The following is a 15,427-nucleotide window of genomic DNA, read 5'->3' as shown; positions in this document are numbered from 1 at the left end:
CTGGGGTAGTCGCGTGTAATCCCAGCCGTGGTTGTGTTTTTGTGGGGGGGGCGGGGGTGTGCTTGTCCACAAAACCGACAACTCGGTATGCGTGGGCGCGCGACTCGCGGTGTTCTGGCGCGCGACTCGCGGTGTTCTGGCGCGCGACTCGCGGTGTTTCCGAGCGCGACTCGCGGGGGTTTGGGGTTAGGGGAGGTGGCCTGGGGTGGCTGCGAAGGCCTGGGCGCCGGGGGTTGCCGGGGTCAGGGTTACTTCTGGGTCGTCGGCCGGGATCCAGACCGCCTGGCCTCTTGGCAGTGTGAGCTTCTGCGCGTTGGTGTTCGCGGTGAGTTCGCCTTCGGTGGTGACCACGATGCGGGGGGTGCCCGCTGGGAGTGTCACCGGGGTGGTGTCGCTTTCCCGCCACTCCAGGCGGGACAGTTCGAACTCCGGGGCGGTCGTCCGGTAGACGTTGCGCGCGCCGTTCCGCTCGCCGGTCGTCACGGTCATGTCGCCGTACCCGAAGTCCAGCACCCGCAGCAGTTCCGGCACGTCCACGTGCTTGGGGGTGAGGCCGCCGCGCAGCACGTTGTCGGAGTTCGCGAGGATCTCCAGCGCGGTGCCACGCAGGTACGCGTGCAGGTTCCCGGCGGGCAGGAAGATCGCCTCGCCCGGCCCGAGGACCAGCCGGTTCAACAGCAGCGCGGCCAGCACGCCCGCGTCACCCGGGTAGCTCTCGCCCAGCTCCAGCGCCGTGCGGCACTCCAGCTCGAACGGGCCGTGGTCCTTGACGTGCCGCACGCACTCGTCCAGCAGCTCCGGCAGCAGCGCGTCGATCGCGGGCTGCGGCAGCGTGATCCACGTCGTGAACAACGCGCGCAGGCCCTCGCGGTTCGGGTCCGCCGCGAGCAGCTCCACGTACGGCGACATGCCCGGCGTCTCCACCGCGCGCAGCAGCTCGACCGTGCGGTGCGGGTCGCGGAACCCGGCCAGCGCGTCGAACTCGGTCAGCGCGCACACCAGCTCGGGTTTCGGCGTCGGGTCCGGGTAGTTGCGGGTCGCCGCGTCACGCGGGACGCCCTGCTTCTCCTCGCGGGCGTAGCCCTCGGCGGCCTGTTCGGCCGACGGGTGCGCCTGCAGGCTGAGCGGCTCCTCCGCGGCCAGCACCTTCATCAGGAACGGCAACCTGCCGTCCCAACGGGCCGCCACGTCGGCGCCCAGCTGACCGGCCGGGTCCTTCGCCAGCACGTCGACCAGCGTCTCGCCCCCGACCCGCGACGGGTCCCCGGGGTGGGCGCCCATCCACAGCTCGGCCTCCGGGTGCGGCGCGGGCACCGGCCTGCCGAGCAGGTCGGCGATGGTGGTCCGCGAGCCCCACGCGTAGGGCCGTACGGGGTTTTCCAGCAGCTCCACGCTCACTCCCTCGGCCGTGCGGGCGCGTAGCGGGTGTTGCCTCCCGTGGTACCTGCCGCGAAGCCCAGGTACAGGGCGGCGAGCTGGAACCGCAGCGCGAGCACCGCGGCGCACGCGGTCATGTCGGCCGTGATCTCCTCGGCGGGCGCGATCAGGTCCGCGTCCGGCAGCATGTCGGCGGCCAGCCTGCGCGTCGGATCGGTCGGCAGCGCGCTGACGGCCAGCAGGAACGCCCGCAGCGGCGACGCCGCCGACGGGTCGAGGTCGTCCGGGTCGGCGAAGATGTCGGTGCCCGACGCGGCCTGCGCGGCGGCCCGGTGCAACGCCGTACGGCTCGCGGCCTGCGGGTAGGCGGCCACGTCGCACACCACGTCGGTGTGGGTGGCGAGGACCTGCGCGGCGTACCAGGCGACGCCGGTCGCGACGTCGTCGAGGCCCCACAGCAGCGGCGTGCGCTCGGCCAGCCGCAGCGCGAGCGCCTTCGCCGGGTTCACGAACGACTCGTGCTGCACGTGGTCGCGTTCCGCCTCGCGGTCCAGCTCGTCGGCGACCATGTCGAGGTCGGTGCGCAGCAGCTCCAGGGTGGTCGCGGTCAGCAGCCCCGCGGCGAGCGCGCGCGGGAACCCGAACCCCGGCGGCACCGGCACCCGCGGCGTGATCAGCACGGCCTTGCCCGCCGCGGCGGCGGCCACCGGACCGTCCTCCGGCGCGGTCAGCACGACCCCCGCGCCGTACCGGCCCGCCCGGTCGATCGACTCGGCCAGCTCGGTGTCACCGGCGTCGTCGGTGTGCGCGACCACCACGTCCAGCGGACCCAGCCACGGCGGCGCCGTGTCGGTCAGCACCACCGGCACCGGGCACGCGCGGCCGAGCAGCATCATCAGCAGCTTCGCCGCGTGCGGGCCGAGCCCCGGCCGGGTGAGCAGCACGAGTGCGCGCGGACGGTGCCCCGCCAGCCGCTCGATGCCCGCCTCCCGGCCCGTCTCCAGCGTGGCGCGGACCTGCGCACCCGCCCGCGCCGCCGCGGGCAGCAGCCCCTCGACGTCGACGTCGGACAGCCTGCTGGTGTCGTCGAGCAGCGTGTCGTCGACCGCGGCGCTCACCCCGCAGCGCCCGCTTCCTCGTCCGGCTCCTCCGGTCCCGGCTCGATGGCTTCGTCGAGCAGCAGCACGGGGATGCCGTCCTCGACCCGGTACTGCCGGCCGCACGAGGTGCAGGTCAGCATGTCGGCGTCGGGGTTCTTCGGCGTGCCCGGCCGCAGCGGCGCGTGGTCGTCGGACGGGCAGGCGAGGATCTCCAGGAGCCTCGGGTCCAGCTGCACAGCCAATGTCGTGTCCCCTCCTGTCAGGCGCGGACGATCGCGAGGACCTCGTCGCGGATGGCCGCGACGGCCGCGTCGTCCGCCGCCTCGATGTTCAGGCGCAGCAGCGGCTCGGTGTTGGACGGCCGCAGGTTGAACCAGCCACCGGTCGGGAGTTCCACGGTGAGACCGTCCAACTCGTCCACGGTGACGCCGGAACGCTGCGAGAACGTCTCCTTGACCGCGTTCATGCGCCCGGCCTGGTCGTCGACCGTCGAGTTGATCTCGCCGGACGCGGAGTAGCGGCTGTACTCGGCGGTCAGCTCGGACAGCGGCCGCTCCTGCTCGCCCAGTGCGGCGAGCACGTGCAGCGCGGCCAGCATGCCGGTGTCGGCGCGCCAGAAGTCGCGGAAGTAGTAGTGCGCGGAGTGCTCACCGCCGAAGATCGCGTCCGTCTTCGCCATCTCGGCCTTGATGAACGAGTGGCCGACGCGGGTGCGGACCGGCTTGCCGCCGTGCTCGGCGACGATCTCCGGCACCGCCTTGGACGTGATCAGGTTGTGGATCACGACCCCGCCCGGGTCCTTCTTCAGCTCACGCACCGCGACCAGCGCGGTCACGGCGCTCGGCGGCACCGGGTCGCCGCGCTCGTCGACCACGAAGCAGCGGTCGGCGTCGCCGTCGAAGGCGAGACCGGCGTCCGCGCCGACCTGGCGGACCTTCGCCTGCAGGTCGACGATGTTCTTCGGGTCGAGCGGGTTGGCCTCGTGGTTGGGGAAGCTGCCGTCCAGCTCGAAGTACATGGGCACGATCTCGATCGGCAGGCCCTCGAACATGGCGGGCACGGTGTGGCCGCCCATGCCGTTGCCGGCGTCGACGACGACCTTCAGCGGGCGGCTGGCGCTCAGGTCGACGAGTTCGCGCAGGTAGGCGACGTACTCGGTGAGCATGTCGCGGGTCTCGAGCCGGCCCGCGGTCTTGCCCTCCGACGGCGGCTGCTCGGCCTCGACCTCACGCTGGATCTCGGTCAGCCCGGTGTCCTGGCCGACGGGCGCGGCACCGGCCCGGCACAGCTTGATGCCGTTGTACTTGGCCGGGTTGTGGCTCGCGGTGAACATCGCGCCCGGCAGGTTCAGCCGGCCGGAGGCGAAGTAGAGCATGTCGGTGGACGCGAGACCGATCATCACGACGTCGACGCCCTCGCGCGTCACGCCCTCGGCGAACGCGCTCGCGAGGCCGGGTGAGGAGGCACGCATGTCGTGCCCGATCACGATGCCCTCGGCGTCACCGGCCTGCCGGGCGAACGCCGCGCCGATGTCGCGGACCAGGTCCGCGTCGAGCTGTTCACCGACGACACCGCGGATGTCGTAGGCCTTGAAGACGCCGGACAGGTCACGCACCAGTGCTCCCCGAGGGTCAGCGGATTTGCCTCACGGCGAGCCTACCGGCGTGACATTGCGGTGAGGTGAGGTGTTACCCGGGGTACGCCGGGGTCGCTCCCCGGAGTCTCAGTCCGTGACCGGGTTCGGCAGGACCCGCAGGTGGCCGCGGCGGCCGCCGGTGTTCTGGCGTTCGGGCTCCGGCGGCGGCTCGACGGGCCGGTCGGGGCGGCCCGCCTCGCGGACGGCCTCGGCGAGCGCGGTCAGGTCGTCGACCGTCGGCTCGGGTGCGGCGAACTCGCCGTCGTGGCGGACGACCTCCCAGCCGCGGGGCACCGTGAGGCGCAGCGCGTGCTCCTCGCACAGGTCGTAGCTGTGCGGTTCGGAGTAGGTGGCGAGGGGGCCGACGACGGCCGTCGAGTCGGCGTACGCGTAGGTCAGCGTCGCGACCGCCGGGTGGCCGCACCCGGTCCGCGAACACTTCCGCACGCTCCGCACGAGGGTGGACGATAGCGCGTCCGGACGGAAAAGGCCCCTCGCCACACCGTGTGGCTTCCGGCAGTCGATACGCTCGCTTCCGTGACCCCTCCGCGCGGCCGCCAACGGCGCAGGCGGCGGCCCAACCGGGACCGCCACGGCCGCGGGCTGCGCGGCGCGCTGTACCCGTCGACGCTGCCCGCCGCGTCCACGCGTGCGGAGCGCTTCGACGCGCTGGTGCTCGCCGCGCTGGAGCCGATCGAGGCGCGCTGGCGGACCGAGCTGACCAAGCTCGACATCGCCGTCGACGACGTGCCCGACGTCCGCGGCGAGGACCCGGCGCTGCCGCTCGAAGGCACGCTGACCGACGCGGGCGTCCCCCTGGCGAGGCTCGTCCCGGCGGGCATGGACCGGCGCGGCATGCCGACGAAGGCCCGGATCGTCCTGTTCCGCCGCCCACTGGAAGCACGCGCGCGCGACGGCGCCGACCTGGCGGACCTCGTCCACCACGTACTGGTGGACCAGGTCGCCAACTACCTGGGCGTAGACCCCACCATCGTCGAAGGCGAACCGTAACCCCGCGAGTCACGCCCCAGAACACCGCGAGTCGCGTTCCCCCACATACCGAGTTGTGCGTTTCGTGCAGGTACCGATGTGCACCAAACACACAACTCACCGTGTCCGAGAACGCGACTCGCGGGTCTCTGGCAACGCGAGTCGCGTTCCCCCACACACCGAGTCGTGCAGTTCGTGCAGGTACCGATGTGCACCAAACACACAACTCACTGTGTCCGAGAACGCGACTCGCGGGTGTCTGCGAACGCGAGTCGCGTTGTCCTGCTTACCGAGTTGTGTGTTTTGTGCTGGTGTCGTTGTGCACGAAACGCACAACTCGGTGTGTCTGGGGGCGCGACTCGCGGGGTTGTGGTTAGTGGGGGTTGCGGCTTGGGATGGCGGTCAGGAGGGTGAACAGGACCATTGCTGCCTGGGTGAGTAGTAGGACGCTGCGTAGTGCTGTTGGTTGTTCGACCTGGACTTCCGCCGCGCGGGTCGGGAGGGAGACCGCGACCAGGTGGTTCCACGCGCGGACGATCGGGACCGGTTGGCCGTCGATCGTCGCCTTCCAGCCCGGTTCTTCCTCCGCCGCGATCACGAGGAGGCGACCCGCCGGGCCGTCCGACACGCGGACCGCGACCGACGGTGGTGCCGCCTCCACCGGGACGATGCCCGCCGCGCCCAGGTCTGTCGGCGCGTCGCCGCCCGTGACCGCACGGCGTGCCATCTCCGGGGACAGCAGCGTCACCTGGCCCGCCGCCGGTTGCAGCCGCAGCACCGGGCGGCCGTCGGACGTCGGCGGCGCCTCCGCCACCAGGTCACCGGCGGACTCCCGCAGCTCGGTCGCCTCCTCGGGCGTCGGCACCACCACGAACAGCACGCCGGCCGCCGCCGCCTGCGCGACCCCCACCTTCGGGTTCGCACGCAGCACCTCGGCGACGCCGCGCATGCCGGCCGCCTCGTCGACCGGTGCCAGGTCGTCGTCGCCGAACGCGGGCATGCGGCCCGCCGTCATGCGGGGTTCGTCGTCGGACAGCACCAGCACCCAGCGGCCCGTGTCCGCCAGCTCCCGCTGCAGTGTGTTCGCCAGGTGCGGCGCGCCCGTCGCCAGCGGACCGGCCGACCCGGTCACCACCGCGCCCACCGCGAGCCCCAGTACGCCGAGCACCCCCAGCACCGCCGCCGGCCGCACCCACGAGATCGACGGCCCACCGGTCCGGCACACGCCCAGCAGCGCGTACAGCAGTCCCCACCCGGTGACCACGAGCGCGGCACCCGCCCACCCGTACATGGCGGTGCCGCCGGTGATCGGGGTAGCGCCCATGAAGTGCACCAGCGCGACCGCGCACCCGCCGAGCACGGCGAGCGCGAGCCCCGGGAACGCCGTCCGCCTCGGCCGCACGACGATCCCGACCAGCATGAACGCCGTCACGACCAGGCCCACGACCGGCCACGCGCCCGGCCCGCCGGGGTTGAGCGAGATCAGGTCGAACAGCGACGTGGCCGGGGTCGGCACCACCGCGCCCAACCCGTGCACGACCACGCCGGGGTGCTGGATCACGACCGCGGGCCACGGCAGCAGCAGCGCGAGCGGCATCAGCACCACCACGAACAACGCGGCCACGCGCCGCCGCCCGGTGCCCCGGTAGCCGGGCACCACCACGAACCCGGCGAGCGCGTACGCGAGCAGCAGCAGGTGCACGAGCGGCGCGAACGCGCCGATGATCGCGAGCCCGAAGGCCGACGACGCCGCCGTCGACAGCCATGCCGACGTGTTCGTCCGCGACCGGCCGAGCAGCGCGATGATCCCCGCGGTCACGGGCGGCACCAGCAGGTGCGCCACGACGACGTCGAGCCTGCCCTGTGCGACCGCGGCGGTCGCGGCCGGCAGCAGCGCGTACGCGGCGGCGACCAGCGCACGCACCCAGCGGTGCACCGGCAGCCGCCGTGTCGCCACGTAGGCGAACAGTCCGGACAGCGGCATGCTGCCCAGCAAGAGCACGGCGACGGCCGCCTGTGTGCCACCGACGGGAGCGAGCACCGCGCCCAGCCCGCCGATGATCGCGAGCGCGGCGGGTGCGGGTGCGGCGGTGCCGCCCGCCACGGGGTGCCAGCTCGCGAGGTACGACGACCAGGTCGTGGCGAGGTCCGGCACGGGCAGCAGCCGCCCGCCCGCGAGGTCGATCCCGAGCCGGTCGCGGTGGACCCACCACGCGAGCGCGAGCAACCCGAGGAACAGCAGGACCGGCGGGGCCAGCAGCACCTGCCGCGCGAACCGCGCCCGGTCCACCTCCACGAACACGAGGTCGGGCTTGGGCGGCGCGGACCCGTCGCGCGGGACCGGCGACGGCCGCCGGTGCGGGCTCGGTCGCATGCCGTACGGCGTCTCGGCGTCCGGGACGGTCAGCGACACGGCGACCGCCGTCGCGGGCTGCCGTAGCCCGGCGGGTCGTCGCGGCCGCCCGGTCGCGCCGGCGGGCAGCGCGGCGGGACCGACCGGCAGCCGGATCGACTCGACGGGGACGGGCGCCGCCTCGGGCACGGACATCGCCTCGGGCAGCCGCCCGAGCGCCGCGTCCGCCTGCAGCCGCCTGCGCACGAGGTGCGCGACCGTCGCGCGCATTCCGTTGCGCAGCCGGGTCAACCGGGAGGTGAACAGTCCGCGAACACCGTGGACCCGCACGGCGGCACGCCGCAACGTCCGGCCTTCAAGCAGCCCGGCACGCCCGCTGAGCAAGAACGCGGCCGCGCCCAGTTCCGCCCGCGCCTCGACGAGCCGCCGCTGCATGCCGAACCCGAGCGCGCGCAGCAGCGACAGCGCCACCAGCCGCGGCACGCCGATCAGGAACGACGGCAGCGTGCAGTTCACGAGGAACGTCCGCACGGCCTGCGCCCGTTCGACGGCGGCGGTCGACGCACGTGGCGCGTCGACACGCCGCAGTCCGCCCAGTACCGCGCGGGCGTGTCGCATGCGTGCCGCGGGCACGCACAGCACGACGCTGTCGGCGCGGTTGGCACGCCAGCCGAAGTCGATGTCCTCACGCAGCAACGTGATCGCCGCGTCGAAGCCGCCGAGCCGCTCCCACAACTCGCGCCGCACCAGCATGCCCGCGGACGGCACGGCGAGCACCTCGGTGCTCTGCCGGATCTCGTGCCCGAGCCGCGACCAATCCACTTCGGACGGTCCGAGTCCGGTCTGCCGGTGCCCGGACGCGTCCGTCGACAACCCGGCCTCGACCACGAGCCGCGGGTCGTCCCAGTCGAGCGCGAGCGGGCCGAGCACGCCGGCCGACGGGGCCGCCTCGGCCGCGGTCAGCAGCGTCGCGAGGCACCGCGGATCGGGTGCGCAGTCGTCGTGCAGCACCCAGATCCAGCCGCCGGGGTCGCCCCACCGTTCGATCGCGGCGGACACCGCGTCCTGGACGGCCGTCGCGAAACCGGTTTCGCGGTCCCGCGTGAGCACACCGTCGAGCACGCGGTCCTCACCGCGCGCGGCCTCGCTCAGCAGACGTGGCGTCTCGTCGAGCGAGCCGGTGTCGACCGCGAGCACGTGCCGTGGCCGCGGCGTCGACGCACGCAACGCCGCCAACGCCTCCGGCAGCCACTCCTCGCCGTCATGGCAGACCAGCACCGCGAGCACCGGCGCGGTGCGCAGTACCGGGGTGGTGGCCTTGGGGCCGAGACGTGGCATTCGCACAAGATGCCATGAACCGGCCCCGTTCTGCCGCTAGACCGCGCGTTTCTTCAGCTTGCGCCGCTCTCGCTCGGACAGTCCGCCCCAGATGCCGAAGCGCTCGTCGTGCCCGAGTGCGTACTCGAGGCACTCCGCGCGGACCTCGCAGCCCTGGCAGATGCGCTTCGCCTCCCGGGTGGATCCACCCTTCTCCGGGAAGAACGCCTCCGGGTCGGTCTGCGCGCACAGGGCGCGCTCCTGCCACTCCTGTTCCTCGGTGTCGTCGAACAGCTCGGCGAGCACGCCCAACTCCTCGTTCGGGCGTTCCCCCCACTCCACGACGCCACCACTCCCACTGGTCAGATCGTTCAGTTCGATTCCCTGCATGCCCGTCCGCCTCCTCGCCTTTCGCGCTCCCCGGGTTGGCGGACACCACCCACCACTACTCCACTCGTGGCGAATGACATCGATGTGATTACACCCGTGTAGTCGCGGCGCGTCAAGCGAAGCACCCAGGAGGGTGATGCCCTATAGGGCAAACGGAAACGACTCGACGAGATGTCGCAATATCAGGAAAACCGAACACCCGCACGGCGAACCTCGACAGAACATTGGCAGACTCGTGGTGTGCAGCGATCAGCGGTCCGGCCTTCGCCCGTGTTCCTCGCCATCCTCGCCATCTGCGTCGGCGGCGGTGTGCTCGTCGCGTTCAGCGACGCGATCCCGTTCAGCTACCCGGATGTGATGGCGAACGCGGGCACGTTCCTGATGGTGCTCGCGGGCTGGGGTGTCTCCCTGTGCCTGCACGAGTTCGGGCACGCGTTCGTCGCCTACCGGGGCGGCGACCGCGAGGTCTACTTCAAGGGCTACCTGACCCTTGATCCACGCAAGTACACCGATCCGGTCTTCAGCCTCGTGCTGCCATTGCTGATCCTGGCGATAGGCGGTATCCCGCTGCCGGGTGGCGCGGTGTTCATCAACCACTACTCGTTGCGCAACAAGCGGGTCGAGTCGATGGTGTCGCTCGCCGGGCCGTTCTTCAACCTGCTGCTCGGCATCCTGCTGATGATCGCGGTGGCCGTGTTCCAGCCGACGTTCTGGCTGGCGGCGGCGCTGTCCTACCTCGCCATGCTGCAGATCATCGCCTTCGTGCTGAACATCCTGCCGATCCCGGGCCTGGACGGCTGGGGCGCGATCGAGCCGTGGCTGTCGCCGGAGATGCAGCGGTTCGGCGCGAAGGCGCGGCCGTGGGCGCCCCTGATCCTCTTCGCCTGCCTGATCGGGCTTCCCGCATTCCGGGACGCGTTCTTCACGGTCGCCGACAACGTCTACGAACTCGTGGGTGGTGATTCCCTCCTCGCCAACTTCGGTGGGCTCGCGTTCCAGTTCTGGCGGTGAGGCACGATTGGCACCGTGAATGTCGTAGTACTGGTCGGCGGTGTCGGTGGGGCGCGGTTCCTGCAGGGGGTGAAGCACGCACTCGGACCCGGTCACGAGATCACGGCGATCGTGAACACCGGTGACGACGTGTGGCTGCACGGCCTGCGGATCTGCCCGGACCTGGACACGTGCATGTACACCCTCGGCGGCGGGATCGACACCGAGCGCGGATGGGGTCGCACCGGCGAGACGTGGACGGTGAAGGACGAGCTCGCGGCCTACGACGCGGGCTCCGAGTGGTTCGGGCTGGGCGACAAGGACATCGCCACGCACCTGGTCCGCACCAGGATGCTGCGCGCGGGCTACCCGTTGTCGCAGGTCACCGAGGCCCTGTGCGCGCGGTGGCAGCCCGGGGTGCGGCTGCTGCCGATGACCGACGACCGGGTCGAGACACACGTCGTGATCGACGACCCGGACTCCGGCGAGCGGGCCGCGGTGCACTTCCAGGAGTGGTGGATCCGGCACCGGGCCGCGCTGCCCGCGCACTCGATCCTGCCGATCGGCGCGGACGAGGCGAAGCCCGCGCCGGGCGTGCTCGACGCCGTCGCCGCCGCGGACGTGGTCCTGCTCGCGCCGTCGAACCCGGTGGTGAGCGTCGGCACGGTCCTCGCGGTGCCGGGGGTGCGGACGGCGCTGGTGAAGGCCGACGCGAAGATCGTCGGGATCTCCCCCATCGTGAACGACAAACCGGTGCGGGGCATGGCCGACGCGTGCCTCACCGCGATCGGTGTCGAGACCACGGCCGAGGCGGTCGGGCGGCACTACGGGGCGCGGTCGAGCGCCGAGGGCATCCTCGACGGCTGGCTCGTGCACACCGGCGACTCGGCGACCGTGCCGGACGTCGAGGTGCGCGCGGTCCCGCTGCTGATGTCCGATGTGGACGCCACCGCCGCGATGGTGCGCGCGGCGTTCGACCTCGCGGGAGTACGGGGTGGGTGATCACGCCGCACCGGGGAAGGTCGAGATCCTGCCGGTCGAGGGACTGCCCGAGTTCCGGCCCGGCGACGACCTCTCCGGTGCGATCGCGAACGCGGCGCGCTGGCTGCGGTCGGGCGACATCGTCGTGGTGACGAGCAAGATCGTGTCCAAAGTGGAGGGACGGCTGGTGCGGGTGCCCGCCGATCCCGAGGAGCGGGACCGGGCCCGGCGGCGGCTGGTGTTCGAGGAGTCGGTCCGGATCATCGCGCGCAAGGCGCGGACGCTCATCACCGAGAACCACCTGGGCATCGTGCAGGCGGCGTCCGGCATCGACGCGTCCAACGTGGCCGCCGACGAGCTGGCGCTGCTGCCCGCCGACCCGGACGCGTCGGCGCTCGCGCTGCGGCGCGGGCTGGCCGAACGGCTCGGCGTCGAGGTGGCGGTCGTCATCACCGACACGATGGGCCGCGCGTGGCGGGTCGGGCAGACCGACGCCGCGATCGGGTCGTCGGGTCTGCGGGTGCTGCACGGCTACCGCGGCCAGGTCGACCGGCAGGGCAACGAGCTGGCGGTCACCGAGATCGCGGTGGCCGACGAGGTCGCGGCCGCCGCGGACCTGGTGAAGGGCAAGCTCGGCGCGTTGCCGGTCGCGGTCGTGCGCGGGCTCGAGATCGGCTCGGACACCTCGACCGCCCGCGAGCTCGTCCGGCCGGTCGAGGAGGACCTGTTCCGGATGGGCACCGAGGAGGCCATCGCGCAGGGCCGCCGGGAGGCCGCGCTGCTCGGGCCGTCCGGCCCGTTCACCGACGAGCCGGTCGCCGAGGACGTGCTGCGGGACGCGCTCGCCGCCACGCTCGCCGTGGCCGACGTGCGGCTCGCGCACGTGTCCGACCAGCGCAAACGCCTGCTCGACGAGCTGTCGGTCGACGCGCAGGAGGTCGTACTCGTGGCCGGTGACGCGTTCGAGGCGGGTGCCGCCGTGCGGAACCTGGTCATCGCGCTCGCGGCCGAGGGCCTCGGCGCGGTGTGGGTGCCGGTGCCGGACCCGGCGGCGGTGCGGGCGATGCTGGACCTGCCGTGGGCGCCGCTGGGCGCGGTCGCACTGGGGCACCCGGTGGCGGGTCCGCCCGTCCCGCACGTCACTGACCTCGACGAACGGTTCCTGCGACGATGAACCTGCACCACGACGCGTTCACCACCCTGGCCGACTGGCGCCCGGCGGACCCCGGTCAGCGGTCGCTGCGGGAGGCGTTCCTGGGCTTCATGGCCGCCCGCCCGGACGCGTGCCTGCGGTCGTGCGAGCCCGGGCACATCACGGCGTCCGCGCTGGTCCTCGACTCGACCGGGGCCGAGGTGCTGCTGACGCTGCACCCGCGGGTCGGGGCGTGGCTGCAACTGGGCGGGCACTGCGAGGAGACCGACGAGACGCTGGTCGGCGCCGCGCTGCGGGAGGCGGTGGAGGAGTCCGGCATCGACGGCCTGACGATCGAGCCGACGCCGCTGCACGTGGACGTCCACCCGATCACGTGCTCGCTCGGCCTCCCGACCAGGCACTTCGACGTCCGGTTCCTCGTCACCGCCCCGGCGGGCGCGCAGCCGGTGCGCAGTGACGAGTCACTCGACCTGCGCTGGTGGCCGGTGCACGGGCTACCGCCGGACCCGACGGGCACGACGGGTCTCGACGCCATGCTGGCGGCCGTCTGAGTCACATCTCGCGGTAGTCCTTCGGGGCGAAGCGCGGGCCGTAGCGGGGTTTGCCGGGGCCACCGGCCTCGATGTAGCGGACGACGCGGTGGCGGTGCGGTGCGTACGGGCGCAGGACCTCCAGCATCCCCTGGTCGTCGACCTTGCGGCCGAGCAGCGCGTAGCCGACGAGCCCGGGGACGTGGAAGTCGCCGACGCTGACCGCGTCCGCGTCGCCCCACGCCCGCTGGGCGATCTCGGCCGCGGTCCAGAACCCGATGCCCGGAACCTTCCGCAGCAGGTCCCGGCCCGCGCGGCCACGCAGCTCGACGGCCTTCTCCAGCTGGTGCGCCACGCGGGCCGCGGCCACGATCGCCCTGCGGCGGGCCAGGTCGACGCCCGCCTTGTGCCAGCCCCAGTCCGGGATGGCGTCGATCGCCTCCGGGGTCGGCGGCGCGAACATGCCCTCGGGCGCCGGGCCGGGCGCCGGGGTGCCGTAGCGGCGGCACAGGTCCCGCCACGAGCGGCGCGCCTCGTGGCCGGTGACCTTCTGTTCCAGCACGGACGGCACGAGCAGGTCCCACACGCGGCCGGTCGAGCCGAGCCGCAGCGCGGGCATCCGCCTGCGCAGCTCGGCGATGAGCTGGTGGTGCGCCTGGAAGTCGGAGTCGTCGTCATCGGCGCCCAGCAGCGCGGGCAGCCCGTCGAGGAGGAACCGCGCGCCGTCGCCCCACGCGACGGCGTGCACGTCGCCGCCGCGGCGGCCGAGCGCGAGCGTGCCGACTCCGGCCGGGGTGTTGGCGGCGAGCCAGGTCACGCCGGCCGCCGTGATGCGGAACGCCGGGTCAGCGTGCCCCCTGCGCAGCGGCCGGAGCACCGAGCCCATGTCCAGCGGGAAGTCCGGCCGCCAGGTGCGCTCACGAGATGCCTGCACGAGCGGCCAGGCTACCCCGTTATGTTGAACGGATGAGCGGAGCTTGCGGAGCGAATCGTCGCCACCACGGAGCAGTCGAGGTGCCGGCATGAGCGACCTGCACATGGTGGTGCCCGCGGGCGGCAGCGGCACCCGGCTGTGGCCGCTGTCCCGTGCCGCGAACCCGAAGTTCCTGCACGCGCTGACGGGCACCGACCGCTCGCTGCTGCAGGCGACGTTCGACCGGCTCGCCCCCCTGTGCACGGCCCAGAACCTGCTGGTGGTGACCGGTGTCGCGCACGCGACGTCGGTGGCGCGGCAGCTGCCGGAGCTGCCGGAGCGCAACATCCTCGTCGAGCCGTTCGCCCGCGACTCGTGCGCCGCGATCGCGCTGGCGGCCGCCGTGATCGAGGAGCGGTCGCCGGGTGGGGTGATGGCGTCGTTCGCCGCCGACCACCTGATCGCCGACACCGCCGCGTTCTCCGACGTGGTGCGGGACGCGCTCGCCGGTGCCCGCGACGGCAAGCTCATGACCATCGGCATCACCCCGACCCGGCCCGAGACGGGCTACGGCTACCTGCAGCTCTCCGCGCCCGCGGTGGCCGGGCAGCGCCAGCAGGTGCTGGAGTTCAAGGAGAAGCCGACGTACGCGGTGGCCACCGAGTACGTCGACTCGGGCGAGTACCTGTGGAACGCGAGCATGTTCCTGTGGCGGACCGAGGTGTTCCTCGCGGAGCTGGCCGCCCGCCGCCCGGACGTGCACGACCCGGTCCGCGAGATCGCCCGCGCTTGGGACACCCCGGCGCAGGAGGCGGTGCTCGGCGAGCTGTGGCCGACGATCCCGAAGGTGGCGGTCGAGTACGCGGTGATGGAGCCCGCGGCCGCCGAGGGCAAGGTCGCGACCGTGCCGGGTGACTTCGGGTGGAACGACATCGGCGACTTCGAAACGCTCGGGGAGCTGCTCGGCGTCGACATCGACGGCGGCGGCCGCGTGGTCGACGTGAGCGGCGCACGCCCGCCCGTGGTGGTGGTCGACGGCGACGGCGTCATCGCGGTGCCCTGCTCGTCCCGGGTGATCGCGACGCTCGGCGTGCGCGACCTGATCGTCGTGGACACGGCCGACGCGGTGCTGGTGTGCCGCCGGGACCGCGCACAGGACATCAAGAAGCTGACCGAGTTGCTAAGGGAAAAGGGTCACGCCGCGCACGTGTGATTTCCGGGATCTTCGCTGACGCGGAGCGGAATCAGTAATACCCTGGACCCCAACATCGACGACGCGACAGGGAGAGGTCGACGCATGGACCCCCGTGAGCGGGCCGACGCCATCCTGGCGCGGGCCCGAGCGCGAGGCGCCTTCGTGGTGACTCCGGAGAGCGCCGTATCGCCGATGGACGCCGCCAGCACGCTGCAGATTCCGCGTGCGGTGGTGCGTGCCGCCGACGAGCAGGACCCCGAGCAGACCATGGTGGTGCCCGCGCCCGAACTGCCCGCCATCGCGCAGGAGGCGTTGACGGACGTGGTCGCGGTGCCGCATCCCGGCCCCCGGTCCCGGCAACGGCGTCTGGAGCAGCACCAGAACATGCTGGCCGCCCGGGAAGCCGCTCAGACACGCGAGCCGGAAGAGGTCGACGGGCTCGTGCCCACCGTCAAGGAGCCGCCTCCCACCGGCAGCCTGTCCCAGCGGCTCGAGGGCTGAC

At 72.8% G+C, this 15,427-nt stretch carries 15 protein-coding genes; 7 read left to right on the top strand and 8 right to left on the bottom strand.

What is annotated here, in order from left to right; translation table 11 throughout:
* Window positions 1-186 precede the first annotated feature (186 nt).
* From manA to ACIBVP_RS16485, 5 genes are all read right to left on the bottom strand, one after another.
* A complete protein-coding gene (manA, locus tag ACIBVP_RS16505; protein ID WP_396106975.1) occupies window positions 187-1,392 on the bottom strand; it encodes a mannose-6-phosphate isomerase, class I in 1,206 nt (401 codons plus the stop codon).
* A gap of 2 nt (window positions 1,393-1,394) precedes the next feature.
* The gene (locus tag ACIBVP_RS16500; RefSeq protein WP_396106974.1) at window positions 1,395-2,495 is read right to left on the bottom strand and encodes a hypothetical protein; all 1,101 of its coding nucleotides are present in this window, start codon (window positions 2,493-2,495) and stop codon (window positions 1,395-1,397) included.
* Window positions 2,492-2,719 carry a Trm112 family protein gene (locus ACIBVP_RS16495; protein WP_396106973.1) on the bottom strand — a complete coding sequence of 76 codons (228 nt, stop codon included), beginning with the start codon at window positions 2,717-2,719 and terminating at the stop codon, window positions 2,492-2,494. The genes ACIBVP_RS16500 and ACIBVP_RS16495 overlap by 4 nt, the downstream gene beginning before the upstream one ends.
* Before the next feature lie 17 nt (window positions 2,720-2,736).
* Window positions 2,737-4,092 (bottom strand): phosphomannomutase/phosphoglucomutase, encoded by a 1,356-nt coding sequence (locus tag ACIBVP_RS16490; protein WP_396106972.1) that lies wholly within the window; start codon window positions 4,090-4,092, stop codon window positions 2,737-2,739.
* 108 nt (window positions 4,093-4,200) lie between these two features.
* On the bottom strand, window positions 4,201-4,569 hold the full coding sequence (locus ACIBVP_RS16485) for a DUF3499 domain-containing protein (protein WP_396106971.1): 369 nt from the start codon (window positions 4,567-4,569) through the stop codon (window positions 4,201-4,203).
* A gap of 81 nt (window positions 4,570-4,650) precedes the next feature.
* On the opposite strand from ACIBVP_RS16485, the gene ACIBVP_RS16480 reads away from it, so the two are divergent.
* Window positions 4,651-5,124 (top strand): metallopeptidase family protein, encoded by a 474-nt coding sequence (locus ACIBVP_RS16480; protein WP_396106970.1) that lies wholly within the window; start codon window positions 4,651-4,653, stop codon window positions 5,122-5,124.
* Between the two features lie 352 nt (window positions 5,125-5,476).
* Here ACIBVP_RS16480 and ACIBVP_RS16475 read toward each other — a convergent pair whose 3' ends face one another.
* Complete coding sequence (locus ACIBVP_RS16475) at window positions 5,477-8,794, bottom strand: glycosyltransferase (RefSeq protein WP_396106969.1); 3,318 nt, start codon at window positions 8,792-8,794, stop codon at window positions 5,477-5,479.
* Between the two features lie 36 nt (window positions 8,795-8,830).
* Complete coding sequence (locus ACIBVP_RS16470; RefSeq protein ID WP_396106968.1) at window positions 8,831-9,163, bottom strand: WhiB family transcriptional regulator; 333 nt, start codon at window positions 9,161-9,163, stop codon at window positions 8,831-8,833.
* Between the two features lie 240 nt (window positions 9,164-9,403).
* Between ACIBVP_RS16470 and ACIBVP_RS16465 the strand changes: the two genes are divergently transcribed.
* From ACIBVP_RS16465 to ACIBVP_RS16450, 4 genes are read left to right on the top strand one after another with little or no spacing between them, the layout of a single operon-like run.
* Window positions 9,404-10,174 carry a site-2 protease family protein gene (locus tag ACIBVP_RS16465; protein ID WP_396106967.1) on the top strand — a complete coding sequence of 257 codons (771 nt, stop codon included), beginning with the start codon at window positions 9,404-9,406 and terminating at the stop codon, window positions 10,172-10,174.
* A gap of 15 nt (window positions 10,175-10,189) precedes the next feature.
* The gene (cofD, locus tag ACIBVP_RS16460) at window positions 10,190-11,155 is read left to right on the top strand and encodes a 2-phospho-L-lactate transferase (protein ID WP_396106966.1); all 966 of its coding nucleotides are present in this window, start codon (window positions 10,190-10,192) and stop codon (window positions 11,153-11,155) included.
* A complete protein-coding gene (locus ACIBVP_RS16455; RefSeq protein WP_396106965.1) occupies window positions 11,148-12,308 on the top strand; it encodes a coenzyme F420-0:L-glutamate ligase in 1,161 nt (386 codons plus the stop codon). Before cofD ends, ACIBVP_RS16455 begins: the two co-directional genes overlap by 8 nt.
* Window positions 12,305-12,838 carry an NUDIX hydrolase gene (locus ACIBVP_RS16450; RefSeq protein ID WP_396106964.1) on the top strand — a complete coding sequence of 178 codons (534 nt, stop codon included), beginning with the start codon at window positions 12,305-12,307 and terminating at the stop codon, window positions 12,836-12,838. The genes ACIBVP_RS16455 and ACIBVP_RS16450 overlap by 4 nt, the downstream gene beginning before the upstream one ends.
* A 1-nt stretch (window position 12,839) precedes the next feature.
* Here ACIBVP_RS16450 and ACIBVP_RS16445 read toward each other — a convergent pair whose 3' ends face one another.
* The gene (locus ACIBVP_RS16445; RefSeq protein ID WP_396107360.1) at window positions 12,840-13,703 is read right to left on the bottom strand and encodes a DNA-3-methyladenine glycosylase family protein; all 864 of its coding nucleotides are present in this window, start codon (window positions 13,701-13,703) and stop codon (window positions 12,840-12,842) included.
* 136 nt (window positions 13,704-13,839) lie between these two features.
* Between ACIBVP_RS16445 and ACIBVP_RS16440 the strand changes: the two genes are divergently transcribed.
* Together ACIBVP_RS16440 and ACIBVP_RS16435 are read left to right on the top strand one after the other, a co-directional pair.
* Entirely contained in the window at window positions 13,840-14,943 is a 1,104-nt protein-coding gene (locus ACIBVP_RS16440) for a mannose-1-phosphate guanylyltransferase (protein WP_396106963.1), read from the top strand.
* Between the two features lie 84 nt (window positions 14,944-15,027).
* Window positions 15,028-15,426 (top strand): hypothetical protein, encoded by a 399-nt coding sequence (locus ACIBVP_RS16435; RefSeq protein WP_396106962.1) that lies wholly within the window; start codon window positions 15,028-15,030, stop codon window positions 15,424-15,426.
* Window position 15,427 lies beyond the last annotated feature (1 nt).

Origin of the sequence: Actinophytocola sp. NPDC049390, from assembly GCF_044466355.1 — a bacterium.
In the GTDB taxonomy this organism is placed as follows: Bacteria; Actinomycetota; Actinomycetes; order Mycobacteriales; family Pseudonocardiaceae; genus Actinophytocola.
The sequence above is the reverse complement of the archived record's forward strand: the minus strand, read 5'-3'. Positions and strand labels throughout refer to the sequence as shown.

Excerpts from the sequence above, each read along its gene's own strand:
- ACIBVP_RS16450 (WP_396106964.1), top strand. The coding sequence starts at position 12,305 with ATGAACCTGCACCACGACGCGTTCACCACCCTGGCCGACTGGCGCCCG.
- ACIBVP_RS16440 (WP_396106963.1), top strand. The coding sequence starts at position 13,840 with ATGAGCGACCTGCACATGGTGGTGCCCGCGGGCGGCAGCGGCACCCGG.
- ACIBVP_RS16435 (WP_396106962.1), top strand. The coding sequence starts at position 15,028 with ATGGACCCCCGTGAGCGGGCCGACGCCATCCTGGCGCGGGCCCGAGCG.
- ACIBVP_RS16470 (WP_396106968.1), bottom strand. The coding sequence starts at position 9,163 with ATGCAGGGAATCGAACTGAACGATCTGACCAGTGGGAGTGGTGGCGTC.
- ACIBVP_RS16445 (WP_396107360.1), bottom strand. The coding sequence starts at position 13,703 with ATGGGCTCGGTGCTCCGGCCGCTGCGCAGGGGGCACGCTGACCCGGCG.
- ACIBVP_RS16475 (WP_396106969.1), bottom strand. The coding sequence starts at position 8,794 with ATGCCACGTCTCGGCCCCAAGGCCACCACCCCGGTACTGCGCACCGCG.